We start from the raw sequence: 21,965 nt of genomic DNA, 5'->3' as shown, positions 1-21,965 counted from the left end.
CATCGACGTGACCCGGGAAGCGGGGGAGTGGGGGACGCGGGAGATACGGAGGCCGTCATGGCAGCAGGTTGGGACCCCCGGCCCTCGCACGGCACCGGTGCCGGCGGGATCGACGGAGTCGGCGGGACCGAATGGCGGCCCGTTCTGGACGTGCCCCCGCCGGGCCGGCAGCGTCGGTGGACGGTGTTTCTGCGCTGGCTGCTGCTCATCCCTCAGTTCATCGTCGTCGCCCTGCTGTCCTTCGTCGCCTTCTTCGTCACGATCGCGGGTTGGTTCAGCGCCCTGGTCCTGGGCAGGCTGCCCGACCCGATCGCGTCCTTCCTCGGCTCGGTCCTCGCCTACCAGACCCGGGTCTCGGCGAGCGCCGCCCTTCTCGTCGACCGCTACCCGCCGTTCGCCTTCGACGCCCCCGACTACCCGGTCCGCATCGAACTGCGCGCCACCCCGCTCAACCGGCTCGCCGTCCTGTTCCGGCTGATCCTGATGATCCCGGCGGCCATCGTCAGCAGCCTCGCGCAGTCCGGCTGGTTCGCCATCAGCTGGGTGTTCTGGCTGATCGGCATCATCCTGGGCCGCCTCCCCGAACCGGTCTTCGGAGCCACGGCGGCCGTCGTCCGGTACCGGATGCGCATCGCCGCCTACGTGATGATGCTGACGCCCGTCTACCCCAAGGGGCTCCTGGGCGACGCCGCCGAAGCCGCCGCGCAGCCCGCGTACTCCGCGACCCGGCCGCTCAGGCTGAGCACCGCCGCGCAGGTACTGGTCTGGCTCTTCCTGCTCCTCGGACTCGCCGGCCATCTGACCTCGGGCACGGTCGACTACGACGACGCGGGCGACGACTACTCGGCCGCGGCCGCCGGCCGAGTCGCGGGGTGACCGCCCCGGGGGGGCTCGCGCGTGTGCCGTACACCGCCGCACGGGCAACACGGCTGACGCGTTCCCCGTGGTGCGGTGAGGGAAGAACGCCTCGTCCTACGGTGGTTCGATGCGATCCGTGCCCAGATGGGCTCTGTTGTCCTCGGGGTGTGCCCCGTTGCTGCTGGCCGGCGGCTGGACCGTCGCGGCGCTGCTCGAAGGGCCCGCCTACGATCCCGTCACGCAGACCATCAGTGTCCTCGCGGCCTACGGGGCCGAGGGGTCCTGGGTCATGACCGGGGCGTTCCTCGCGCTGGGCGTCTGCCATCTCGTCACGGCCTGGGGGCTGCGGCCTGCCGCTCCCGCCGGGCGGGTGGCGCTCGCCGGTGGTGGTGTGGCGGCCTTGGGGGTCGCGCTGGTCCCCGCGCCGAGCAGTGGGGGTTCACTGAGACACGGGGCGGTCGTCGTGGTCGGCTTCACACTGCTCGCGGTGTGGCCGGTGCTGGCCGCCGTGCGCCGTGGCGGCGTGCCGTGGGGGCTGCGGCTGACGCCCTCCGTCGCCGCGAGCGCGCTGATGGCCCTCGGTGCGGTCTGGTTCCTCGTCGAGCTGAACCGGCAGGGCTCCGTCGGTGTCGCCGAGCGTCTCGTGACCTGCGTCCAGTCCACCTGGCCCCTGGTGGTGGTCGCCTCCTGCCTCCGCTGCGCCAGTGGTGTGAGGGAGCAGGGTGGCGGAAGCGGTGAGAGAGGTGTGACTGACGAGAGCGACGAGACGTCTGCGCCACCTCGATGAACGCGGGGAGGCGGCGGCGGGCGCCTCGTCGTCGGCCCGCCGGCGGTCCGCCGTCGATCGAGCTCGCTTGTTTGTTCGATTTGGCGTTATGGTGGATCCGTGAGCACAGCACGACCCACCCTGCCCGCACTCCAGGGTTCCCTGTTCGACCAGGGCGACGAGATCCGCTTCGGCCCGCTGGACGGTCTCCGGCGGACGCCGCTCGACGGCGGCGCCTGGGTCGACCACCTCCCCGGCTGGCTGCACGGCGCCGACGCGCTGTTCGAGGAGCTCGTCGGCCGGGTGCCCTGGCGAGCCGAGGAACGGCCGATGTACGACAACGTCGTCGCCGTACCCCGGCTCCTGGCCCACTACGGCGAAGGAGCGCCCCTCCCGCACCCCGCTCTCGTCGAGGCCCGCCAGACGCTCGGTGCCCACTACGCCCCCGAACTCGGGGAACCCTTCGTCTCCGCCGGTCTGTGTCTCTACCGCGACGGCCGCGACAGCGTCGCCTGGCACGGCGACCGCACCGGCCGTTCCGCCCACCACGACACGATGGTCGCCATCCTGTCCCTGGGCGACCCCCGTGACCTCGCCTTCCGCCCGAGGTCCGGCGGCCCCACGCACCTCCGCCTACCGCTCGGCCACGGCGACCTCGTCGTGATGGGCGGCTCCTGCCAGCGCACCTGGGAACATGCCGTTCCCAAGACCAGCCGCGCCGTCGGACCCCGTATCAGCGTCCAGTTCCGCACCCGCGGGGTCCGCTGAGACCCGGGGCCGTGCAGGGGGGTGGGGCGGGGGCCGGGGCTGGTGGGAACGACGCCGCTCTCAGGCGGTCGGCCCGCTGCGGAGTCGCCCACCAGTGGGTCGACGGCGGCCCCCGGAGCCCTTACTGCTTGTGGCCGTCGCCGTGTCCGTTGGGATGCAGGACCACCTTGGTCCAGCCCTCGTCGCGGGCGTCGAAGTGCTCGTAGGCGGTGGGGGCCTCGTCCAGGCCCAGTTCGTGTGAGACGACGAAGCTCGGCTTCGCCTTCCCGCCGGCGATCAGGTCCCGCAACGCCCGGTTGTACCTCTTCACCGGCGCCTGCCCGGTGCCCATGTGCTGGCCCTTGAACCACATCATGCCGAAGTCGATCGGCACCTTGCCCTGCGCCTCCAGCTCCCCCTGGGCCTCCGCGCCGCCGGGGTCCTCGGGCAGGAACACGCCCACCACGCCGATGTCGCCCGTGAACCTGACCGAGTCGATCAGGCCATTGAGCGTGAGGCTGGCGTCCTCGTGCCCCTCGGAGTCATGCGCCTGGTAGCCGACGCACTCGCAGCCGTTGTCGGCGCCCAGACCCAGGGTGGCCTCCTTGACGACCTCCGCCGGGTTCTGCTCGGCGGTGTTGATCGGGATGGCCCCTATCTCCTCCGCCTTGCGCAGCCGGTCGGGCTGGTGGTCGGCCGTCCAGACACGGCCGGCGCCCTTGAGGAGGGCGGAGTAGGTCGCCATCAGCCCGACCGGACCGGCCCCGAACACGATCGTCTGGTCACCCGGTTTGACATGGGCCATCTCGGTGGCGTGATAGCCGGTGGGGAAGATGTCGGCGAGCATCACGTAGTCGGTCTGCCGCTCGGCGGCGTCCTCGCCCAGACGCAGCGCGTTGAAGTCGCCGTAGGGCACGCGCAGCAGCTCCGCCTGGCCGCCCTGGTAGGGGCCCATCTCGGCGAATCCGTAGGCGGCTCCCGCGAGGGCCGGTTCCGGCTGCATGGTCAGGCAGTAGTTCGTCAGACCCCGCTCGCACTGCTTGCAGAAGCCGCAGGCGATGTTGAAGGGCAGGACCACGTACTCGCCGACCTGGACCTTGCTTACGGCCGGACCGACCTCGACGACCTGGCCCAGGTTCTCGTGGCCCAGGGTGCGGCCGGACTCGAACGAGGTGCGGCCCTCGTACATGTGCAGGTCCGAACCGCAGATGTTGGTGGAAGTGATCTTGACGATGATGTCGCAGGGGTGCTCGATCTTCGCGTCCGGCACGTCCTTCACCGTGACCGTACGCGGGCTCTCATATACCGCTGCTTTCATGATCGCTTCTTTCGGCGCTGCGGCATGACCGCAGCACGGCTGCGATGGAGGCGGAGCGCACAGCCCGACTCTCGCGCGATGTCACGACGGAGTCTGCGGCTTCGGCGCGCCTCTGGAGGCCGCACACCCGGTACAGGTGCGCGATGGGAATCCGGCCGGGCCGCCAGAAGCGCCCCGGGCGCGGCATAAAAGGCCGTTTACCCGTAGGAAACCTCGCTAAACGACTGCGCGCGGGCCGAGTCGCTCAGCGGAATCCGCGGACCCGGAAACGACCAAGGGCGACACCGGCTCAGGCCACCGGCTAGGCATCGTGGTCGTCCTTCAGCATGCTGCGGCGTTCCTGTTCGCGCTTGGAGTAGGCGGCTGCCCGGATCGCCTCGTCGCTCTCCAGCCCTGATCCCAGCGCGCCGGCCACGGTGGCGACCGAAGCGACGAACCAGGACAACGACCAGTACTCCGCGGCATGCAGCGGGCTTCCCGTCGCGGAGGCGAACACCGGGCCGTTGAGGATGAACAGCGCCCATACCAGGTTGACGACCAGCAAACCGGCGTAGCAGACGAGCACCCCGATACCCACGGTCAGGACCGTTGAGGCGTTGTAGAGGGCCGTCCTCTTCTTCTCCTCCGGTGAGGCGTCTGTCGGCCGATGCCACAGGTTCGCGTCCACGATCAGCCAGCCGATCATGAGCGAGACGGACCCGATCATGGCGATCACGAGGCGGGGCGTGCTCAGGGACGCGGCCAGGCTCCAGACGGTGGAGTTCACGGTGGCGATGGCTGCGGTGGCGAGTGCGGCCGCCAGGGCTTTCGACAGGCCCGGTACCAACCGCCACGGCCGGTTGGCGCGGACCATACCGGCCAGTAGGCGCAGGTAACCGCGCGGTCCGCCGAGGACGTATCGACGATCCGCGGTTTCCTCCTCACCGACCTGGCCCGGGTGAATGGGGGTGAGCGGGCCGGTAAAGGGCCCTTGCAGGGGCCTGCTTCGCGCACGCCCCTCAGCCTCCTCGCCTCCCGTGCCCTGTGGCTCCGCCAACAGACTGAGCACGGCTTCTTCCACGGCTCGCCGGGCCCTCCTCTGCAGCCGCAAACCACCCAGGGAAGGAAGCGACAGCAGAGCCGAGCCGTCTTCGTGACTCAGATTCACCGCGAGTTTGCGCCCGTGCACATGCAGCGGAAGGTCGGTGAGGGCCACGACGACGTCCCAGTTCTCCGCACGTCTGCGGTCGGCGATCCGCCGCATCAAAGTGGGCAGGTCCTCGGTCTCCGCGGTGAAAGGCTCACTGACCACCTGCACATCGAACCGTTGCCCCTGAACCGCCTTCTCGGCGAGCCGATCACAGAGGGGCCGGACCAAACGGTGCGCGACCTCCGTCGGTGCGTCCGGATCCGCCAGGAGAGCCACGACCGTAACGCCCTGAGACGACACCCTCACGACTGGGCCCTTCCTGTCGGCTGTCCAGCAATGAGCCGGTGAGCCCAGGATGCCCCCGAGGTAACGTCGGCGCCCCTTGACGGGCTGGCCCCATCGGCAGGCGGACAGGCACGGATCTCCTCCTCTCAGCACAGAGCCTGCATGCACCACCCGGTCACCCGCGGACGTGAGGCCACGACACCCGGTCCATCAGTCCCGTGATCCAAACGCGGCAGCCTAGACCTTGGACCCGGTCTCCGCCTCCGCCCGGTGCGGGCGGAGTGCGATCGCGCACCAGACCGCTGCCGCGATCAGGGCGGTCGCCGCCATCGCGCCGACCAGCGGCGGATCCGGGCGCCAGCCCAGGGAGAGCCGGGTGCCCAGGTACGTCAGACCGGCCGCGATCCGGCCCGGGGCGTAGACCGGGACCTTCGCGGCGGTGACGCGCAGGACGGCCGCCACGGCGAGGCCGATCGCGGCCCACGCGGCCAGGTACGGCCACAGCGCGCCGGGCGCGGCTGGCGGGAGGCCGTACTCCTCGAAGCCGATCCGGAACAGGGAGGTGAGCCAACCGGCCCCCACCGCGGCCGCGATGACGCCCACCACCCACAGGGCGTGGCGCCAGAACGGTCCCGGTCGTACGGTCTCCTCGTCGTCGAAGTGGTCGGCTTCGGAGGGGGAGTCGGGTGCGAAGAGGTCGGTCACGGTCGGTAGGACGCCGTGCGGCGATACGGGGTTGCCCCTCGCCGCCCCCAAGCCCGTCGGCTTCTCAGCCGGCCCAGCGCCCGGTCAGATAGGTCAGGGCGAACAGCGTCGACAGCGGTGCGGCGAGGCAGACGTACGCGGTCCTGAAGCGTGGTGAGCGAAGTGTCCACGCGGCCAGCGTGATCCACAGGGGCCACCACAGCAGGGTCGCCCGGGGAATCGACTGGTACCAGTAGGACGTCCCCAGGGCCCACAGGCTGAGGCCCACGTAGACGGCCTCGGGCCAGCGCCGGCGGCGTACCAGCAGGGCCACCAGGGCGAGGCCGACGACCATGGCGAGGAGTTCGGCCTGGAACACGAAGGCGTAGCCGGTCGTCTGGACCTGGTCGAACGCGGACTCCCAGGTGTTGCTCCAGGTGTCCCACGGCGCGTGGAAGTGGCGGTACCACCCCCGCTCCTGGGCGTGCTTCCAGGCCATCCAGTCGCCGGTGCGGGCGTGCAGGTACCAGGCGTACAGGGCCGCGGGAAGCGCCGGCAGGGCGAGCCACGGCAGCGGCCGCCAGTCGGACCGGGCACGGGCCGTCAGGACGAAGTGCAGGGCGAGGGCGGCCGCGAGGAACAGACCGCTGATGCGGACGGTCGTCGCCAGCGCGGCGAGCGTGGCTGCCAGGGGCCAGTTGCGGCGGTGTGCGGCGAGCCAGGCCGGCAGGGCGAGGGCGAGGAAGAGCGACTCGCTGTAGCCGGTGGCGAGGAAGACAGCGCACGGCGAGAGCAGCAGGAGCTGAGCCGTCCGCCGACCGGCGTTCGCGTCGGGCAGATACAGGCGTGCGATCCGCGCGAGTGCCAGAACCGCGATCCCGCCGGCGACGAACGAGATCAGCAGCCCCGCCGCCGTCCAGCTCGGTACGACGGTGTGGACGGCCCGCAGGGCGAGGGGGAAGCCAGGGAAGAACGCCTCGCGGTTGTCCCACTCGGCGTCCCACGGGCCGCTTCCCGCCGGGAAGTACCCGTCGCGCGCCACGTTCAGGAAGTGTCCCCAGTCCCAGCGTTCGAAGGGTGCGAGGACGGGTCCCGCGTCGTGCGCGCCGGCGTCGGCCGGGAAGAGCCACCGCGCGCCGTAGGCGGTGATCCACAGAGACGCGCGGGTGAGCAGATACAGCCACAGCACGTCCCGGTCCTCGGCGCCGAGCGGCAGCGGCAGCCGCCGGCGGCGGTCGGTGCGGGGGAGGGGGAGGAGCGGCGGGAGCGGCGTCGTCTCTTCCCGCGACCTCGGGGATATCACAGACATAGGCGACTTTCGTGGTGGTGGGAGGGCATGGCGGAGCACGCGACGGCGGCGCGTCACGGGGCGAGGGGGCCATGCGGCGGGGGTCGGGTCGGGCGGGGCCGGATGGTCCGGCGCCGACCGGGGGCGTCAGGGGCGCGCCCGGGGTTGTCGGGGGCGCGCCCGGGGTTGTCAGGGGCGGGGGCCTGTGGTCCGGCCCTCCGAGGGAACGGTTGGTCCGGCCGGTCCGATGGAGCGGCCGGTGCAGTGGTCCGACGCGTGCAGCGGTCCGGCACGTTCAGTGGTCCGGCACGTTCAGTGGTCCGGCACCTTCAGTGGTCCGGCCCGCGCCGTGCTCAGGGCGGCGGGGGCGACGTCGTCACCCGTCCCGACGGCTCCGTCGTCGTCGCCGACGGATCGCCTGCGGGTCCCTCCCGGGTGGGAGAGCCCGGCGCCGTGGAGCTGTTCACCGGCGGGCCGGTGGTCTCCGCGGGAGACGGCGCGTCGGCCGAGGGGCTGACGGCCGGAACGACGGGGGTCGGGGTGTCCGACAGGAGAGCCGCCGCGGTCACCCCGCCGCCGGCGAGGATCAGGCACGCGGCCCCCGCGGCCACGGCGACGCGACGCCGGTGCGCGCGCCTGGCGCGTTCGGCGATGCGCGCGACCGGTACGGCGCGGGCGCGGGCCTGCCCGGAGGCCGCGGCCTGCCGGAACATCGCGCGAAGAGGGTCCTGGGGGTCCTGGGCGTCCTGGGGGTCAAGCACCGGGGTCCTCCTCAACGTGCCGGGGCTGCAGACGATCGGCGAGGGCGACCCGGCCACGGACCAGGTGCGTCTTGACGGTGCTGGCGGACTGGCCCGTCTCGCCGGCGATCTGTTCGACGCTCAGGTCGCACAGGTAGTGCAGTGTCACCGTCCGCCGCTGCTGGGCGGGCAGGTCGCGCAGCGCGTCGATGAGCACCACGTACTCCGGGCCGGGGCCCTCGACGGGCGGTGGAGCGCCCGCGCGGTCCCAGGCGTCCGACGTGCGCCTGCGGAATCGCCAACGACTCACCGCCAGACGCCAGGCGACCGTACGGATCCACGCCTCCGGCTGTCCGTCGCGATCGAGCTGCCGTCGCCGGCTCCATCCCTTGACGAACGCCTCCTGTACGACGTCCTGAGCCTCGTGCAGATCGCCCAGCATCACGTACAGCTGCCCTGTGAGTCGCGCGACCGCCTGCTCGTAGAACGCCTCGAACTCCTCAACGGTCAACACTCACTCCCGGATCTTTCGCTTCACCCCGCATACGCCTGGCGCCAGGCGTCCGGTTGACACGGTCCGCGTATCCACAGAGTGATGGTGGTCACAGAACCCGGGCGGCCGCACGACGTGGGGCGGACGGGTGACGGGGGACGGCGCGAGAGCGTGGGGACCTCCAGGGGGCGCCGGCTCGGCCAAGGGGGCGAAAGCGATCCGGACGCCGATGTCGAGAACCCGCGGCCGGCTCCGTCCCCGGGGCGGAAGTGACCACAATGGGTCGCACCGGCACCGAGGAGACGAACCCCCATGGCCAAGTACCTGCTCCTGAAGCACTACCGAGGCGCTCCCGCCGCCGTCAACGACGTCCCCATGGACCAGTGGACGCCGGAGGAGATCGCGGCGCACGTGACGTACATGCAGGACTTCGCGGACCGCCTCAAGGAGACCGGCGAGTACGTCGACGGCCACGCGCTCTCCCCCGAGGGCACCTTCGTCCGGTACGACGGCGAGGGGCGGCCGCCGGTCACCGACGGCCCGTTCGCCGAGACGAAGGACGTCATCGCCGGCTGGATGGAGATCGACGTCGACACCTACGAGCGGGCGGTCGAACTCGCCGGCGAACTCTCCGCGGCGCCGGGCGCCGGCGGCAAGCCGATCCACGAGTGGCTCGAACTGCGCCCGTTCCTGTCCGCGGCGCCCACGATCACGGAGTGATGAGCCCACCCGTGGACGAGGCCCTGCTCAGGCGCCTCACGCCGGGCGTGCTCGGCATCCTCGTCCGCCGCGGAGCCGACTTCGCGGCGGCCGAGGACGCCGTACAGGACGCCCTGGTCGAGGCGGTCCGTGCCTGGCCGGAGGACCCGCCGCGGGACCCGAAGGGCTGGCTCGTCACCGTCGCCTGGCGGAAGTTCCTCGACGCGACCCGGGCGGACACCGCCCGGCGCCGGCGCGAGGACCTCGTCGAGGAGGAGCCGCCGCCCGGGACCGCGACGGCGGTCGACGACACGCTCCAGCTCTACTTCCTCTGCGCCCACCCCGCGCTGACCCCGTCCTCCGCGGTCGCGCTCACGCTGCGCGCCGTCGGCGGGCTCACGACCCGCCAGATCGCCCAGGCCTATCTGGTACCCGAGGCGACCATGGCGCAGCGCATCAGCCGCGCCAAGCGCACCGTCTCGGGAGTGCGGTTCGACCGGCCGGGCGATGTGGCCACCGTGCTGCGCGTCCTCTACCTGGTCTTCAACGAGGGCTACTCCGGCGACGTCGACCTCGCCGCCGAGGCCATCCGGCTCACCCGGCAGCTCGCCGCCGTCATCGACCACCCCGAGGTGGCCGGGCTGCTCGCCCTCATGCTCCTCCACCACGCCCGGCGGGCCGGCCGTACCGCACCCGACGGCAGTCTGGTGCCGCTCGCCGAACAGGACCGGGGCCGCTGGGACACCGCGCTGATCGCCGAGGGCGTCGGGATCCTGCAGACGGCCCTCGCCCGCGACCGGCTCGGCGAGTACCAGGCGCAGGCCGCCGTCGCCGCGCTCCACGCCGACGCGCCCACTGCGGAGGAGACCGACTGGGTGCAGATCGTGGAGTGGTACGACGAGCTCGCACGGTTCACCGACAGCCCCGTCGTCCGGCTCAACCGCGCCGTGGCCGTCGGCGAGGCCGACGGACCACGTGCCGGGCTCGCGGCGCTCGCCGAGCTGACCGGCCCCTCCCCGGGCTCGTCCGCCCGCGGTCACGGCCACCGCCTGCCGCGCGCCACCGCGGCGGCGGCGTACCTCCACGAGCGGGCCGGGGACCTGGCGACGGCGGCACGGCTCTACGCCGACGCGGCCCGGGAGGCCCCCAACCTCGCCGAACGCGACTACCTGACACGCCAGGCCGCGCGACTCAACACCCGCCCGCGCCCCTGAGAACTGCGCCCCTGACAACTGCGTCCCTGAGGAATCGCGCCCGGGTGCACGGCAGCCCGGTCGGCCGGACGAGGCGGACGACCGGGCCGGATGCGGGGACGGTCAGTTGAGGGCGTCGTCCATGGAACCCTGCCAGTACGTCACGCGCAGGGAGCTGTCGACGTACACGCCCTTGCCGGCGAGCTTGGGCCTGGCGGTCGTGCCGTCGGTGAAGCCGACCGTGAGGCTCGTCGTCGTGTAGCCGTGCTGTCCGCTGCCGTCGGCGGCGGACAGGATCACGCCCGCGTACCCGGACTCACCCGGAGCGAGGGTCACGACCGCCTGCGGGTGGGTCTCCTCCATGACCGGCGGAACGGACTGCGCCGCGCCGAAACGGGCGACCGGGTAGCCGAGGAGGTCGCAGAGGCCGGAGCCGGTGTTGGTGACGGTGAGCAGCATGTGGTTGAGCGGGCGGGCGACCGGGGTGGCTGTGGTCCTGGTGTTGCCCGCGCCGCACTGCTTGTTCCGCGAGGGCCCGTTCGAGCCGTCGCCGCCGGAGGCCGAGGCGGTCGCTCCGCCGGAGCCGCCGGAGCCGCTGGTTCCGGCGGAGGTGGTGCCTCCCGACTTCCCGCCGGAGGCGGTGCCCGTGGTCGTACCGCTGTTCTTCGATCCTCCAGTGGAACCGGAGTTCTCCGACCCGCCGGTCGATCCGGCCGTCGCACCGCTCGTGGAGTCCGCCGTTCCGCCGGACGAACCGCCCCGGGGCTTCGTCGTCGTGCCGCCCGTGGGGGGCGTGGCCGGGGTCTCGGCCGGCTGCGTCGCCGTGGCGGTGGGTAGGGCGGACGTGATGGCGGCGCCCTCGTCCTTCGCGGCGCCGCTGCCGCATGCCGTGAGGGAGAGCGCGGCGACCGCGAGCGTCGTGGCGGCGAGAAGACGGGTACGGGTGGTGCGTCCGGACATGGGAGTCCCCCTCGGATCAGGGTCGGGATTCGGTCGTTGTACGGCGTCGGCCGCCGGTTCCCCGTGGCGGCCTTGCTTCGCCGACCACAGCGTGTGACAAGATCCGTTCCAGTTGCCGCCCCTACCGGGTGGTACGGGACGCTGGAATGAATTCAAGGCTCTGACCTGCAGTGATATCCCAGTGCGGGGACGCGGGAACGAACGCCGGAAGAGGGTGGAACGGTGGCGGGGGACGAGTTCGCGGCGCTGTTGGGGCAGCTCAAGGAGCGTTCGGGGCTCAGCTACGGCACGCTGGGCAAGCGTCTGCACATGAGCGCCTCGACCCTGCACCGCTACGTCAACGGGGACGCCGTACCGCTGGATTACGCGCCCGTGGAGCGGCTCGCGCGACTGTGCCGGGCGACCCCCGACGAGCTCGTCGAGCTGCACCGGCTGTGGGTGCGGGCGGACGTGTCGCGCGGGCGGAAGGCCGAGCCGTCGCCGGAGCCGCTGCCCGGGGCCTCGTCGCCCGAGCCGCTCTCCGAGGTCTCGCCGACGGAGCAGGGGGCAGAGCCAGAGCCAGAGCAAGGGCCAGAGCCAGAGCAGGAGCGGGAGCGGGAGTCCGGGTCGGTGGACGTGGCCGCCCCGCCCTCCGTGGCGGCGGACCCGTCCCCGCCGCGGCACCGGCGCCTCCGGCGTACCGCCGTGGTCGTCGGCACCGCCGTGGCCGGCGCCGCCGTGGCGGTCGTGCTCGTCATGAACCTCACGGGCGGGGACGGGCCGGACAAGGACCGCCGGGCGGGCGACGCGGCCGCGTCCTCCGGAGCGCCCGGGCGTCCCGGGCCCTCCGAGGGCAGGCCGACGGGGTCGGCGTCGGCGCCGAGCGTCGTCACCGCGCCCCACACCTGGGAAGGGCCCTGCAGCCAGCACTACCTGATCGACCGCCAGCCGGAGCAGGTTCCGCCGCCGCCCACGGAGCAGGACGCGCCGGGATGGATCGCGGCGCTCGACGCGGTCCCGGGCGGGGACCAGTTGCTCCGGCTGACCGTGCAGGGCACCGGGAAGCGGACGGTCGTCCTGGAGGCCCTCCACGTCCGGGTCGTGACCAAGAAGGCGCCCGTGGCCTGGAACGACTATGTGATGGGCGTGGGCTGCGGCGGTGAGGTGTCGACGAAGGCCTTCGCCGTCGACCTCGACGCCGGCCGGCCCACCGCCGTCCCCGTGGGCGGGCAGCGGACGTTCTCGTACAAGACGAGCGAGTCCGACCCCGTGATCTTCAACGTGGCCGCGCGCGCCCAGGCGCACGACGTCAGCTGGTACCTGGAACTCGTCTGGTCCAGCGGCGAGGAGCGCGGCACGCTCCGCATCGACGACGGCGGCCGTCCCTTCCGTACCAGCGGCAACCTGGCCCGGCCCGCGTACGCCTATCCCCTGGGCTGGACCGAATGGATCGACAACGACGTCGACACCGGGGGGCGTTAGGCGGTCGACCGGACCGGGGACCGCCTCGGTGGCGGCGCTGCGTGAGGGCCGGGCGACAATGGCGTGACGTCGCCCGCACGCAACGGCACTTTCGAGGAAGAAGAAGGCGAGAGACACCCATGAACGTCAGCGCACACATGGAAGCCGTCTACGCGGAGGTCCGCCGACGAAACCCCGGGGAGGCGGAGTTCCACCAGGCGGCCGCCGAGGTCCTCGACTCCCTCGCTCCCGCCCTGGAGCGGCACCCCGAGTACGTCGAGACCGCGATCCTGGAGCGACTGTGCGAGCCCGAGCGGCAGTTGCTCTTCCGGGTTCCGTGGGTGGACGACCAGGGCACCGTGCGGGTGAACCGGGGATTCCGGGTGGAGTTCAACAGCGCCCTGGGCCCGTACAAGGGCGGGCTGCGGTTCCACCCGAGCGTCAACCTCGGCATCGTGAAGTTCCTCGGCTTCGAGCAGATCTTCAAGAACGCGCTGACGGGCATGGCGATCGGCGGCGGCAAGGGCGGCGCCGACTTCGACCCGAAGGGCCGCTCGGACGCCGAGGTCATGCGCTTCTGCCAGTCGTTCATGACCGAGCTCTACCGTCACCTCGGTGAGCACACGGACGTGCCGGCCGGGGACATCGGTGTCGGGGCGCGCGAGATCGGTTTCCTCTTCGGCCAGTACAAGCGGATCACCAACCGCTACGAGTCCGGCGTCCTCACCGGCAAGCCCGTGGGCTGGGGCGGCTCCCACGTCCGCACCGAGGCCACGGGCTACGGCGCGGTGTACTTCGCGGAGGAGATGCTCGCCACCCGCGGCCAGGACTTCGACGGACGACGGGTCGTCGTCTCCGGCTCGGGCAACGTGGCGGTGTACGCGGCGGAGAAGGTGCACGCCCTGGGCGGCCGCGTGGTGGCCTGCAGCGACTCCTCCGGGTACCTCGTCGACGAGGACGGCATCGACCTCGACCTGCTCAAGGACGTCAAGGAGGTGCGGCGGGCCCGGATCTCCGCCTACGCGGAGGCGAAGCCGACGGCGCGCTTCTCCGCCCGGGGCACGGTGTACGACGTCCCGTGCGACATCGCCCTGCCGTGCGCGACCCAGAACGAGCTGGGCCTCGACGACGCCGTGGCCCTGGTCAAGCACGGGGTCCTCGCGGTCGCCGAGGGCGCGAACATGCCCTGCACGCCCGAGGCGGTGAAGGTGTTCCGGGAGGCCGGAGTCCTGTTCGGCCCCGGCAAGGCGGCCAACGCCGGCGGCGTGGCGACCTCGGCCCTGGAGATGCAGCAGAACGCGGCCCGCGACAGCTGGACCTTCGAGCAGACCGAGACCCGGCTCGCCGCGGTCATGCGCGGCCTCCACGCCGAGTGCCGGGCCACGGCGGAGGCGTACGGCGGCAACGCCGAGGACTATGTCCTCGGCGCCAACGTGGCCGGATTCCTGCGAGTGGCGCGGGCGATGACCGCGCAGGGCGTGATCTGAGGCCTCTGCCGCAAGCACGGCTCCGCCCCGCGCGCCACCGGGCACGCGGGGCGGAGCGGTCCGCCGCAAGCCGGTCATTCGGGCATGAGCGGCGAAAGCGTACCAGCGCAGACCTTCCCGGACCGGATGTTCACGCACTCTCCGCGGCTGTGTGTGTTCATACGGTAGTCATGGGGCCGGGAGGAACACATTGATCTTCAGTCGCAGCCGCCGCCGCACGTCTGTCCCCAGCACCGGCACCTGCCCCTACGCGTCCGGGGACCCCGCGCCCGCGGCCCCCGCCGACGAGGCCCGCGGCGAGCTGCCGCGGCTCGTGGACCGGCGCGAGGCGGAGCGGTTCATCCGCCAGTTCCACGACGAGCAGCCGGGTACCGGAGAGGACGCACGGAGCCGGATACGTGAGGTGCTGGCCGAGGTCGACCGCACCGGCACCTATACGCACTCCCCGGCCGAACTCGCCTTCGGCGCACGCGTCGCCTGGCGCAACGCGGCCCGCTGCATCGGCAGGCTCTACTGGCGCAGCCTCGTGGTGCGCGACCTGCGGCACCTCACCTCCGCCCACGACATCGCCGCCGCGTCCTTCGAGCACCTCAGGCTCGCCGGCAACGGCGGCCGGATCCGGCCGGTGATCACCGTCTTCGCCCCCGACCGGCCGGGCCGCCCCGGCCCCCGGATCGTCAACGACCAGCTGGTGCGCTACGCCGGACACCGCACGCCGCAGGGAGCGTGGCGCGGCGACCCGCGCAGCGCGTCCCTGACCGCCCAGGCCCGCGACCTGGGCTGGAAGCGCGACCAGGAGCCCTTCCAGGTACTGCCGTTGATGGTGCGGGAGCATCCCGGCGCCCGGCCCGAGTGGTACGAGCTGCCGGACGACGCCGTCCGCGAGGTGCCGCTGAGCCACCCCGACCACCCGTGGTTCGCCGACCTCGGCCTGCGCTGGTACGCCGTGCCCGCGATCAGCGACATGACCCTGGAGATCGGCGGCGTGCGGTACCCGGCGGCGCCGTTCAACGGCTGGTACATGGGCACCGAGATAGGCGCAAGGAACCTCGCCGACACCGAGCGGTACGACCTCCTCCCGGTGGTCGCGGACCGGCTCGGGTACGACCGGTCGAGCGAGCGCACCCTGTGGCGGGACCGGGCGCTCGTCGAGCTCAACGTGGCGGTGCTGCACTCCTTCCAGGAGGCCGGGGTGACGATGGCCGACCACCACACCGAGTCCCAGAGGTTCCTGCGGCACATCGCCCAGGAGAGCCGCCACGGGAGGGAGACGCCCGCCGACTGGAGCTGGATCGTGCCCCCGGTCTCCGGCTCCGCCACCCCGGTCTTCCACCGGTACTACGACGCGGTCGACCCCTCCCTGCGGCCGGCCTTCCTGGCCCGTACGTGACCCGCGGGCGACGGCGGGGCCCGTCAGCCGTCGGCGGCGGCGGGCCCGTCAGCCGTTCGCCCCGGGGACCCAGTGGTTGTGCACCCGCAGAATCCGGGGCGCCTGGTCCGCCGGAGGCCAGCCCAGGCCGCTCGCCAGCGGCATCATGCGCTCGACGAACGCGTTCATGTGCCCTTCCGACTCCCAGACGTCGAAGACCTCCAGTCCGTCGTCCGTGACGACGCACGCGTGGGAGACGCAGCCGTCGAAGACGTCGGGCGTCTCCTGGAGCTTGGCGTTGAGCTGGTCGTACTGGTCCGTGGTGACATCCGGAAGCACGGCGTGGACGAAGATCGCCATGGTGGATCACTCCTCGTGGCGGTGGGGCGGCCCTTCCCGCACCACCGCGTCGGCGATGCCCCCTACCAGCCAGCACAGCACGACCCGCCGCGGACGGCATCCGAAGGAGGCACCGGCGCCGCCCCAGGGGGGCGGGTACGAGGGGGAGCGTGCGAAAGGGGGCCCTCCCGAAAGGAAGGCCCCCCTGAAAGGTGCCGCGTCAGCCGTTCCGGTCCCCGAACGCGTCCAGGATCCGCTCGGCGGCCAGCGTCGCCGTCAGCTCGCCCGCGCGCACCCGCTGCTCCAGGGCGGGCGCGAGGGACTGGACCGCCGGGTCCGAGTGGAGGCGGCGCAGGAGCTCGTCCTGGACCATGGTCCAGGTCCAGTCGACCTGCTGGTCGTGACGCTTGGCCGTGAGCCGGCCGGTCGAGTCCAGCCGGGCGCGGTGCTGTTCGAGCCGCCCCCAGACCTCGTCGAGGCCCGCGGACTCCCGGGCGCTGCAACTGAGCACCGGTGGCGTCCAGAAGGAGTCCGCGCCGTGCATCAGCCGCAGGGCGCCGGCGAGTTCACGGGCAGCGGCGCGCGCGTCCCGCTCGTGCGGGCCGTCCGCCTTGTTGACGGTGACCACGTCGGCGAGTTCCAGGACGCCCTTCTTGATGCCCTGGAGCTGGTCGCCCGTGCGGGCCAGGGTGAGCAGCAGGAAGGAGTCGACCATGTTGGCGACGGCGGTCTCGGACTGGCCGACGCCCACGGTCTCGACCAGCACCACGTCGTAGCCCGCGGCCTCCATGACGACCATCGACTCCCGGGTCGCCTTGGCGACCCCGCCGAGGGTGCCGGCGCTGGGGGAGGGCCGTACGAAGGCCGCCGGGTCGACGGCCAGCCGCTCCATCCGCGTCTTGTCGCCGAGGATGGAGCCGCCGGTACGGGTCGACGACGGATCGACGGCGAGCACCGCGACCCGGTGGCCGAGCCCGGTGAGCATCGTGCCGAACGCGTCGATGAACGTCGACTTGCCGACACCTGGTACTCCGCTGATCCCGATCCGCACGGCTTTCCCGCTGTGCGGAAGGAGTTCCGTCAGGAGCTCCTGGGCGAGTGCGCGGTGCTGGGGGCGGGTCGACTCGACGAGGGTGATCGCGCGGGCGACGAGCGCCCGCTTCCCCTCACGTACGCCCTTGACATACGTGTCGAGATCGATCACCGCTCGTGTCCGAGGTCGGCCGCCAGACGCGTCACCAGGTCGTGGGCCGCGTCCGGGATCACGGTGCCCGGCGGGAACACGGCGGCCGCGCCCATCTCCAGGAGCGTCGCCACGTCCTGCGGAGGAATCACCCCGCCAACCACGATCATGATGTCCTCGCGGCCCTCCGCCGCCAGTTCCTCCCGCAGCGCCGGTACGAGCGTGAGGTGTCCGGCGGCGAGCGAGGAGACCCCGACGATGTGCACGTCCGCCTCGACGGCCTGACGGGCCACCTCGGCCGGGGTCTGGAACAGCGGGCCGACGTCCACGTCGAAGCCCAGGTCGGCGAAGGCGGTGGCGATGACCTTCTGGCCCCGGTCGTGGCCGTCCTGGCCCATCTTGGCGACCAGGATGCGCGGCCGACGGCCCTCGGCCTCGCCGAAGGCGTCCACCAGGGCCCGGGTGCGGTCCACGGAGGGGGACGCGCCGGCTTCGTTGCGGTACACACCGGAGATCGTACGGATCTGGCCGGCGTGGCGTCCGTAGACCTTCTCCAGGGCGTCGGAGATCTCGCCGACGGTCGCCATCGCGCGGGCCGCGTTCACCGCGAGTTCGAGGAGGTTGCCCTCGCCGCCCGCGGCCCGGGTGAGCGCGGCCAGCGCGTCCTGGCAGGCCTGCTCGTCGCGCTCCTCGCGCAGCCGCTTCAGCTTGGCGATCTGCTGGGCGCGCACCGAGGAGTTGTCGACCGCTCGGACGTCGATCTGCTCGTCGGTGGCGACCCGGTACTTGTTGACGCCGATCACCGGCTGCCGGCCGGAGTCGATCCGGGCCTGGGTACGGGCCGCGGCCTCCTCCACGCGCAGCTTGGGGATGCCCGCGTCGATGGCCTTCGCCATGCCGCCGGCCTGCTCGACCTCCTGGATGTGCTTCCAGGCGCGCCGCGCGAGGTCGTAGGTGAGCTTCTCGACGTACGCGCTGCCGCCCCACGGGTCGATGGTCCGGCAGGTGCCCGACTCCTGCTGGATCAGCAGCTGGGTGTTGCGGGCGATCCGGGCCGAGAAGTCCGTCGGCAGGGCGAGCGCCTCGTCGAGGGCGTTGGTGTGCAGCGACTGGGTGTGGCCCTGGGTGGCCGCCATCGCCTCGACGCAGGTGCGCGTGACGTTGTTGAACACGTCCTGCGCGGTGAGCGACCAGCCCGAGGTCTGCGAATGGGTCCGCAGGGAGAGGGACTTGGCGTTCTGCGGGTCGAACTGCTGGACCAGCTTGGCCCACAGGAGCCGCGCGGCGCGCAGCTTCGCGATCTCCATGAAGAAGTTCATGCCGATCGCCCAGAAGAACGACAGGCGCGGTGCGAACGCGTCCACGTCGAGCCCGGCCTCGCGGCCCGCGCGGATGTACTCCACACCGTCGGCGAGCGTGTACGCCAGCTCCAGGTCGGCCGTCGCACCCGCCTCCTGGATGTGATAGCCGGAGATGGAGATGGAGTTGTAGCGCGGCATCCGCTGCGAGGTGTAGGCGAAGATGTCGGAGATGATCCGCATCGACGGCCCGGGCGGGTAGATGTACGTGTTGCGGACCATGAACTCCTTGAGGATGTCGTTCTGGATGGTCCCGGCCAGCTTCTCGGGCGGTACGCCCTGCTCCTCGGCCGCCACGATGTACAGCGCGAGGACCGGCAGCACGGCGCCGTTCATCGTCATCGACACCGTCATCCGGTCCAGCGGGATGCCGTCGAACAGCTGGCGCATGTCGTAGATCGAGTCGATGGCCACGCCGGCCATGCCGACGTCACCGGTGACGCGCGGGTGGTCGCTGTCGTAGCCGCGGTGGGTCGGCAGGTCGAAGGCGACCGACAGACCCTTCTGGCCGGCCGCGAGGTTGCGCCGGTAGAAGGCGTTCGACTCCTCGGCCGTGGAGAAGCCCGCGTACTGCCGGATCGTCCAGGGCTGGTTGACGTACATCGTCGGGTACGGACCGCGCAGGTACGGGGCCATGCCCGGGCGGGTGTCCAGGAAGTCCAGGCCCTCCAGGTCCTGCCCGGTGTACAGCGGCTTGACGCCGATGCCCTCCGGGGTCTCCCAGAGCAGGTCGTCGCCGCCCGTGGCCTTCTTGACGGCAGCGCGCCAGGCCTCGGGACCGCCGTCGGCGGTCGGCGCCCCGAGCTCGATCCCGGAGAAGTCGGGGATGGACATCAGGACACTCCCATGCGGTCGAGGGCGGTGGAGAGCAGGGCGACGGCGTCACAGCCCGCGAAGAGGTACGAGTCGACACCGGGGTGGTCCCCCGGGCGCCCGGCGAGGAGGACGTGCTCGGCGCCCGCGGCGCGCAGTTCCGCCGCCACGGTCGCGGCCTGCTCCGCGTACAGCGCGTCGCTGGAGCAGAGGCAGGCCTCGCGGGCGCCGCTCTCCTCGAACGTGCCCTCGGTGACCGGCTCGATGCCGCCCGCCTGGAAGAGGTTCGCGGCGAAGGAGAGGCGGGCCGAGTGCGCGGCCGCCGGGCCGAGCGCAGCCAGATAGACCCGGGGCCGGGCTCCGGTCTCCGACAGGTGCGCGTCCGAGCGGGCGCGCAGCGCCTCGTAGGCCTCGTCGCGGCGGACCCGGGGAAGGCCACCGGACGGCTGCGCGGGCGCGGGGGCCCGCTCGACGGGCTTCTCGGTGAGGTGGGGGAACTCGCTGACGCCGGTGATGGGTTCGCGGCGGGTGGCGAGCTTCCTGCTGCGGGCGGACCACGTCTCGGCGAGTCGCTCGCCGATCGTGCCGGCCCGCAGAGCGGCCTCCTGGCCGCCCGCCCGCTCGATGACCTGGAAGAACTCCCAGGCAGCATGGGCGAGTTCGTCGGTGAGTCGCTCCACGTACCAGGAGCCTCCCGCCGGGTCGACGACCCGGGAGAGGTGCGACTCCTCGATGAGGACGGTGGAGGTGTTGCGGGCGATCCGGCGCGCGAACGCGTCCGGCAGACCGAGGGCGTCGTCGAAGGGGAGCACGGTGACGCTGTCGGCGCCGCCCACTCCGGCGGCGAGCGTGGCCACCGTGGTGCGCAGCATGTTCACCCACGGGTCGCGGCGCGTCATCATCACCGTCGAGGTCACCGCGTGCTGGCGCTGCGCGCCCGCGTCCGGGGCGCCGCAGACCTCGGCCACCCGGGCCCAGAGCCGGCGCGCCGCGCGGAGCTTGGCGATGGTCAGGAACTGGTCGGCGGTCGCCGCGTACCGGAACTCCAGCTGCGCGCACGCCTCGGCGACGCTCAGGCCGGCCCCGGTCAGACCCCGCAGATAGGCCACGCCGGTCGCGAGGGAGCAGCCGAGCTCCTGCGCGGCCGAGCCGCCGGCCTCGTGGTACGGCAGGGCGTCCACGGTCAGGGCGCGCAGCCCCGGGTACCGGTCGGCGCAGCGGCGCGCGAGTCCGGTCACGGACGCGAGGTCGTACGCCGGGCGGCCGGTGCGGGCCTCGTGGCCGAGCGGGTCCGCGCCGAGGTTGCCGCGGGCCGCGTCGTCGGCGACGCCCCGCTCCGCGTAGAGACCGAGCAGGAGCTCGGCGGCCGCCGCGGTCTCGTCGCCCGCGTCGAGGACGATCGGCGCCAGGTCGAGGTAGACGCCGTCGAGGACCTTGGGGAGCGAGGAGACCGGGATGCCGGTGCCGCCGGCGCCCAGCCACAGCGAGGTGACGCCGTTCTCCAGGTCGGCGAGGACCAGGTCGTTGTCGGCGGCGAGGTGCCGCTGGCGCACGTCCCAGCCGCCCAGGGTGTTGCCCTCGGCGCGGCCACCGCGCACGAAGGGCGCGAAGCCGGGGAGCCCGGTCTCGGGCACGGTATCGCGTGCCGTGGCCGCCGTGTAGAGCGGACGGACGTCGAGGCCGTCCTCCAGGAGTGTGGAAAGGGCGTCCTCGGCGGCGTCGCCGGACACCTCTTTGCCGGACTTGCGCAGGACACCTGCCACAAGGTGTTGCCACTGTTCGTGTGGCGCGTCGGGGAATTCGGACGCCAGGGTGAGCCCGTCGTCAGGCAGGACCGTCATGCTCGGATGCTAGGGGAGATCGACAAAGTAGCAGGAGGGCGTACGACTGTGACCTTCTTCTCGTTGTCAGTGGCGGCTGCGACGCTTCTCGTATGGACAGGGACGAGGAGCTGCTGAGAGGCCGGGTCTACGGCCAGGACCACGACGACCCCAGGCCGGGCCCGAGGCCCGGCCGCGTCTACGCCGAGCTGGTCGGCGGCCCGCTCGACGGACTGCTGCTCGACGTCACGGAGCGGACGCCGGAGCAGCGGGCGGCCGGCGCGGCCCTGGAGACGGAGCTGGGACGGTACGGCGCCGGGGGCCGGTCGCTGTACGACCCGCGCCCCGGCGATCCGGGCCGCCTCGACTGGTCCGGCGACACGCCGTGACGGGCGTGTCGCCGGACGGGCGTGTCGCCGGACGGCCGGGGCACGGTCTCAGCGCATGACGGACGAGAAGTTGTCCAGCTGGATCCAGGTCACCTTGTTGGTCGCCTGGGGACCGTAGACGTTGACGGCGCCTGCCGTGTTGGCCTCGATGCGGATCGCGTTGATGCCCAGGCTGTTGTTGCGGGGGCAGACGCCGCGGGTCAGCTTGGGCGGGCGGATGGTGGCGGGCAGCGTGCCGAGACGGCCGTCGGCGGTGAACGCACAGGTGACCGTGCCGCGCAACTGGAGGAACTCCGTCCCCGCGAGCCGGATCACGCGGGCCTCGGCCGGCGCGCCGGGCTCGTTCACCACGGCGGGGTCCACGGTGATCGCCGTCCAGTCGACGACCACCTGGCAGCCGTCCACGGGGTCCGCGGCGGCCGGCGTGGCCGTGAGCAGCGGCCCGGCGACCGCGACGGCGGGGGCGGCGAGCGCGGCGGTGAGCAGGGAGCGGCGGCTGGTGGTGGGCTGGGTCATGCTCGATCCTCCGGATCGGGTCGGGTGCGCGGGTGGGGTGACGGTGCTGTCCGCGGGGCTGCCCACGGGGCTGTATACGGAGCTGTCCACG

At 72.4% G+C, this 21,965-nt stretch carries 21 protein-coding genes; 9 read left to right on the top strand and 12 right to left on the bottom strand.

Features of this window, described 5'->3' with window-relative positions; genetic code table 11:
• Nucleotides 1-57 precede the first annotated feature (57 nt).
• From ACIP84_RS05680 to ACIP84_RS05670, 3 genes are all read left to right on the top strand, one after another.
• Nucleotides 58-876 (top strand): DUF4389 domain-containing protein, encoded by an 819-nt coding sequence (locus ACIP84_RS05680; protein WP_401794882.1) that lies wholly within the window; start codon nt 58-60, stop codon nt 874-876.
• A gap of 109 nt (nt 877-985) precedes the next feature.
• Nucleotides 986-1,645, top strand: a complete 660-nt coding sequence (locus tag ACIP84_RS05675; RefSeq protein WP_401794879.1) for a DUF998 domain-containing protein — start codon at nt 986-988, stop codon at nt 1,643-1,645.
• 99 nt (nt 1,646-1,744) lie between these two features.
• On the top strand, nt 1,745-2,392 hold the full coding sequence (locus ACIP84_RS05670; RefSeq protein WP_401794876.1) for an alpha-ketoglutarate-dependent dioxygenase AlkB: 648 nt from the start codon (nt 1,745-1,747) through the stop codon (nt 2,390-2,392).
• Between the two features lie 121 nt (nt 2,393-2,513).
• Here the strand turns inward: ACIP84_RS05670 and ACIP84_RS05665 are convergent, their stop codons facing one another.
• The 6 genes from ACIP84_RS05665 to ACIP84_RS05640 form a co-directional block, all read right to left on the bottom strand.
• Nucleotides 2,514-3,689: a glutathione-independent formaldehyde dehydrogenase gene (locus ACIP84_RS05665; protein WP_401794874.1), complete on the bottom strand. Its 1,176-nt coding sequence runs from the start codon at nt 3,687-3,689 to the stop codon at nt 2,514-2,516.
• Between the two features lie 301 nt (nt 3,690-3,990).
• Nucleotides 3,991-5,094 (bottom strand): hypothetical protein, encoded by a 1,104-nt coding sequence (locus tag ACIP84_RS05660; protein ID WP_401794871.1) that lies wholly within the window; start codon nt 5,092-5,094, stop codon nt 3,991-3,993.
• 246 nt (nt 5,095-5,340) lie between these two features.
• Nucleotides 5,341-5,808: a hypothetical protein gene (locus tag ACIP84_RS05655; protein ID WP_401794868.1), complete on the bottom strand. Its 468-nt coding sequence runs from the start codon at nt 5,806-5,808 to the stop codon at nt 5,341-5,343.
• Between the two features lie 64 nt (nt 5,809-5,872).
• The gene (locus tag ACIP84_RS05650; protein ID WP_401794865.1) at nt 5,873-7,096 is read right to left on the bottom strand and encodes a mannosyltransferase family protein; all 1,224 of its coding nucleotides are present in this window, start codon (nt 7,094-7,096) and stop codon (nt 5,873-5,875) included.
• 332 nt (nt 7,097-7,428) lie between these two features.
• Entirely contained in the window at nt 7,429-7,836 is a 408-nt protein-coding gene (locus ACIP84_RS05645; protein ID WP_355961277.1) for a hypothetical protein, read from the bottom strand.
• A complete protein-coding gene (locus ACIP84_RS05640; RefSeq protein WP_401794862.1) occupies nt 7,829-8,326 on the bottom strand; it encodes a SigE family RNA polymerase sigma factor in 498 nt (165 codons plus the stop codon). Before ACIP84_RS05640 ends, ACIP84_RS05645 begins: the two co-directional genes overlap by 8 nt.
• A 294-nt stretch (nt 8,327-8,620) precedes the next feature.
• Here ACIP84_RS05640 and ACIP84_RS05635 point away from each other — a divergent pair, with 294 nt between their 5' ends.
• Both ACIP84_RS05635 and ACIP84_RS05630 read left to right on the top strand, forming a co-directional pair.
• Nucleotides 8,621-9,028 carry a YciI family protein gene (locus tag ACIP84_RS05635; protein WP_355961274.1) on the top strand — a complete coding sequence of 136 codons (408 nt, stop codon included), beginning with the start codon at nt 8,621-8,623 and terminating at the stop codon, nt 9,026-9,028.
• Nucleotides 9,028-10,221: an RNA polymerase sigma factor gene (locus tag ACIP84_RS05630; RefSeq protein ID WP_401794858.1), complete on the top strand. Its 1,194-nt coding sequence runs from the start codon at nt 9,028-9,030 to the stop codon at nt 10,219-10,221. The genes ACIP84_RS05635 and ACIP84_RS05630 overlap by 1 nt, the downstream gene beginning before the upstream one ends.
• A 102-nt stretch (nt 10,222-10,323) precedes the next feature.
• Here the strand turns inward: ACIP84_RS05630 and ACIP84_RS05625 are convergent, their stop codons facing one another.
• Complete coding sequence (locus tag ACIP84_RS05625; RefSeq protein ID WP_401794855.1) at nt 10,324-11,160, bottom strand: DUF4232 domain-containing protein; 837 nt, start codon at nt 11,158-11,160, stop codon at nt 10,324-10,326.
• Nucleotides 11,161-11,382: 222 nt separating this feature from the next.
• Here ACIP84_RS05625 and ACIP84_RS05620 point away from each other — a divergent pair, with 222 nt between their 5' ends.
• The 3 genes from ACIP84_RS05620 to ACIP84_RS05610 all read left to right on the top strand — a co-directional run bounded on the left by ACIP84_RS05620 (nt 11,383) and on the right by ACIP84_RS05610 (nt 15,477).
• The gene (locus ACIP84_RS05620; RefSeq protein WP_401794852.1) at nt 11,383-12,621 is read left to right on the top strand and encodes a helix-turn-helix domain-containing protein; all 1,239 of its coding nucleotides are present in this window, start codon (nt 11,383-11,385) and stop codon (nt 12,619-12,621) included.
• Between the two features lie 119 nt (nt 12,622-12,740).
• Nucleotides 12,741-14,087 carry an NADP-specific glutamate dehydrogenase gene (gene gdhA / locus ACIP84_RS05615; RefSeq protein ID WP_355961267.1) on the top strand — a complete coding sequence of 449 codons (1,347 nt, stop codon included), beginning with the start codon at nt 12,741-12,743 and terminating at the stop codon, nt 14,085-14,087.
• Between the two features lie 190 nt (nt 14,088-14,277).
• On the top strand, nt 14,278-15,477 hold the full coding sequence (locus ACIP84_RS05610; RefSeq protein ID WP_401794849.1) for a nitric oxide synthase oxygenase: 1,200 nt from the start codon (nt 14,278-14,280) through the stop codon (nt 15,475-15,477).
• A 48-nt stretch (nt 15,478-15,525) separates the two neighbouring features.
• On the opposite strand, the gene ACIP84_RS05605 is transcribed toward ACIP84_RS05610, so the two are convergent.
• The 4 genes from ACIP84_RS05605 to ACIP84_RS05590 form a co-directional block, all read right to left on the bottom strand.
• On the bottom strand, nt 15,526-15,816 hold the full coding sequence (locus ACIP84_RS05605; RefSeq protein ID WP_401794846.1) for a hypothetical protein: 291 nt from the start codon (nt 15,814-15,816) through the stop codon (nt 15,526-15,528).
• Nucleotides 15,817-16,015: 199 nt separating this feature from the next.
• Nucleotides 16,016-16,999, bottom strand: coding sequence for a methylmalonyl Co-A mutase-associated GTPase MeaB (gene meaB / locus ACIP84_RS05600; protein WP_401794843.1), 984 nt, complete (start codon nt 16,997-16,999; stop codon nt 16,016-16,018).
• On the bottom strand, nt 16,996-19,170 hold the full coding sequence (scpA, locus tag ACIP84_RS05595) for a methylmalonyl-CoA mutase (RefSeq protein WP_355961260.1): 2,175 nt from the start codon (nt 19,168-19,170) through the stop codon (nt 16,996-16,998). Before scpA ends, meaB begins: the two co-directional genes overlap by 4 nt.
• Nucleotides 19,170-20,990 (bottom strand): methylmalonyl-CoA mutase family protein, encoded by a 1,821-nt coding sequence (locus ACIP84_RS05590; RefSeq protein WP_401794839.1) that lies wholly within the window; start codon nt 20,988-20,990, stop codon nt 19,170-19,172. The genes scpA and ACIP84_RS05590 overlap by 1 nt, the downstream gene beginning before the upstream one ends.
• Before the next feature lie 92 nt (nt 20,991-21,082).
• Between ACIP84_RS05590 and ACIP84_RS05585 the strand changes: the two genes are divergently transcribed.
• Complete coding sequence (locus ACIP84_RS05585; RefSeq protein WP_401794836.1) at nt 21,083-21,358, top strand: hypothetical protein; 276 nt, start codon at nt 21,083-21,085, stop codon at nt 21,356-21,358.
• Nucleotides 21,359-21,406: 48 nt separating this feature from the next.
• Here ACIP84_RS05585 and ACIP84_RS05580 read toward each other — a convergent pair whose 3' ends face one another.
• The gene (locus ACIP84_RS05580) at nt 21,407-21,874 is read right to left on the bottom strand and encodes a hypothetical protein (RefSeq protein ID WP_266971278.1); all 468 of its coding nucleotides are present in this window, start codon (nt 21,872-21,874) and stop codon (nt 21,407-21,409) included.
• Between the last annotated feature and the right edge of the window lie 91 nt (nt 21,875-21,965).

This window comes from Streptomyces sp. NPDC088707, assembly GCF_044752725.1.
Classification (GTDB): Bacteria; Actinomycetota; Actinomycetes; order Streptomycetales; family Streptomycetaceae; genus Streptomyces.
The sequence above is the reverse complement of the archived record's forward strand: the minus strand, read 5'-3'. Positions and strand labels throughout refer to the sequence as shown.

Coding starts and splice junctions, on each gene's coding strand:
- ACIP84_RS05680 (WP_401794882.1), top strand. CDS start 58: ATGGCAGCAGGTTGGGACCCCCGGCCCTCGCACGGCACCGGTGCCGGC.
- ACIP84_RS05675 (WP_401794879.1), top strand. CDS start 986: ATGCGATCCGTGCCCAGATGGGCTCTGTTGTCCTCGGGGTGTGCCCCG.
- ACIP84_RS05665 (WP_401794874.1), bottom strand. CDS start 3,689: ATGAAAGCAGCGGTATATGAGAGCCCGCGTACGGTCACGGTGAAGGAC.
- ACIP84_RS05650 (WP_401794865.1), bottom strand. CDS start 7,096: ATGTCTGTGATATCCCCGAGGTCGCGGGAAGAGACGACGCCGCTCCCG.
- ACIP84_RS05635 (WP_355961274.1), top strand. CDS start 8,621: ATGGCCAAGTACCTGCTCCTGAAGCACTACCGAGGCGCTCCCGCCGCC.
- ACIP84_RS05630 (WP_401794858.1), top strand. CDS start 9,028: ATGAGCCCACCCGTGGACGAGGCCCTGCTCAGGCGCCTCACGCCGGGC.
- ACIP84_RS05625 (WP_401794855.1), bottom strand. CDS start 11,160: ATGTCCGGACGCACCACCCGTACCCGTCTTCTCGCCGCCACGACGCTC.
- gdhA (WP_355961267.1), top strand. CDS start 12,741: ATGAACGTCAGCGCACACATGGAAGCCGTCTACGCGGAGGTCCGCCGA.
- ACIP84_RS05605 (WP_401794846.1), bottom strand. CDS start 15,816: ATGGCGATCTTCGTCCACGCCGTGCTTCCGGATGTCACCACGGACCAG.
- scpA (WP_355961260.1), bottom strand. CDS start 19,170: ATGTCCATCCCCGACTTCTCCGGGATCGAGCTCGGGGCGCCGACCGCC.
- ACIP84_RS05590 (WP_401794839.1), bottom strand. CDS start 20,990: ATGACGGTCCTGCCTGACGACGGGCTCACCCTGGCGTCCGAATTCCCC.
- ACIP84_RS05585 (WP_401794836.1), top strand. CDS start 21,083: ATGGACAGGGACGAGGAGCTGCTGAGAGGCCGGGTCTACGGCCAGGAC.
- ACIP84_RS05580 (WP_266971278.1), bottom strand. CDS start 21,874: ATGACCCAGCCCACCACCAGCCGCCGCTCCCTGCTCACCGCCGCGCTC.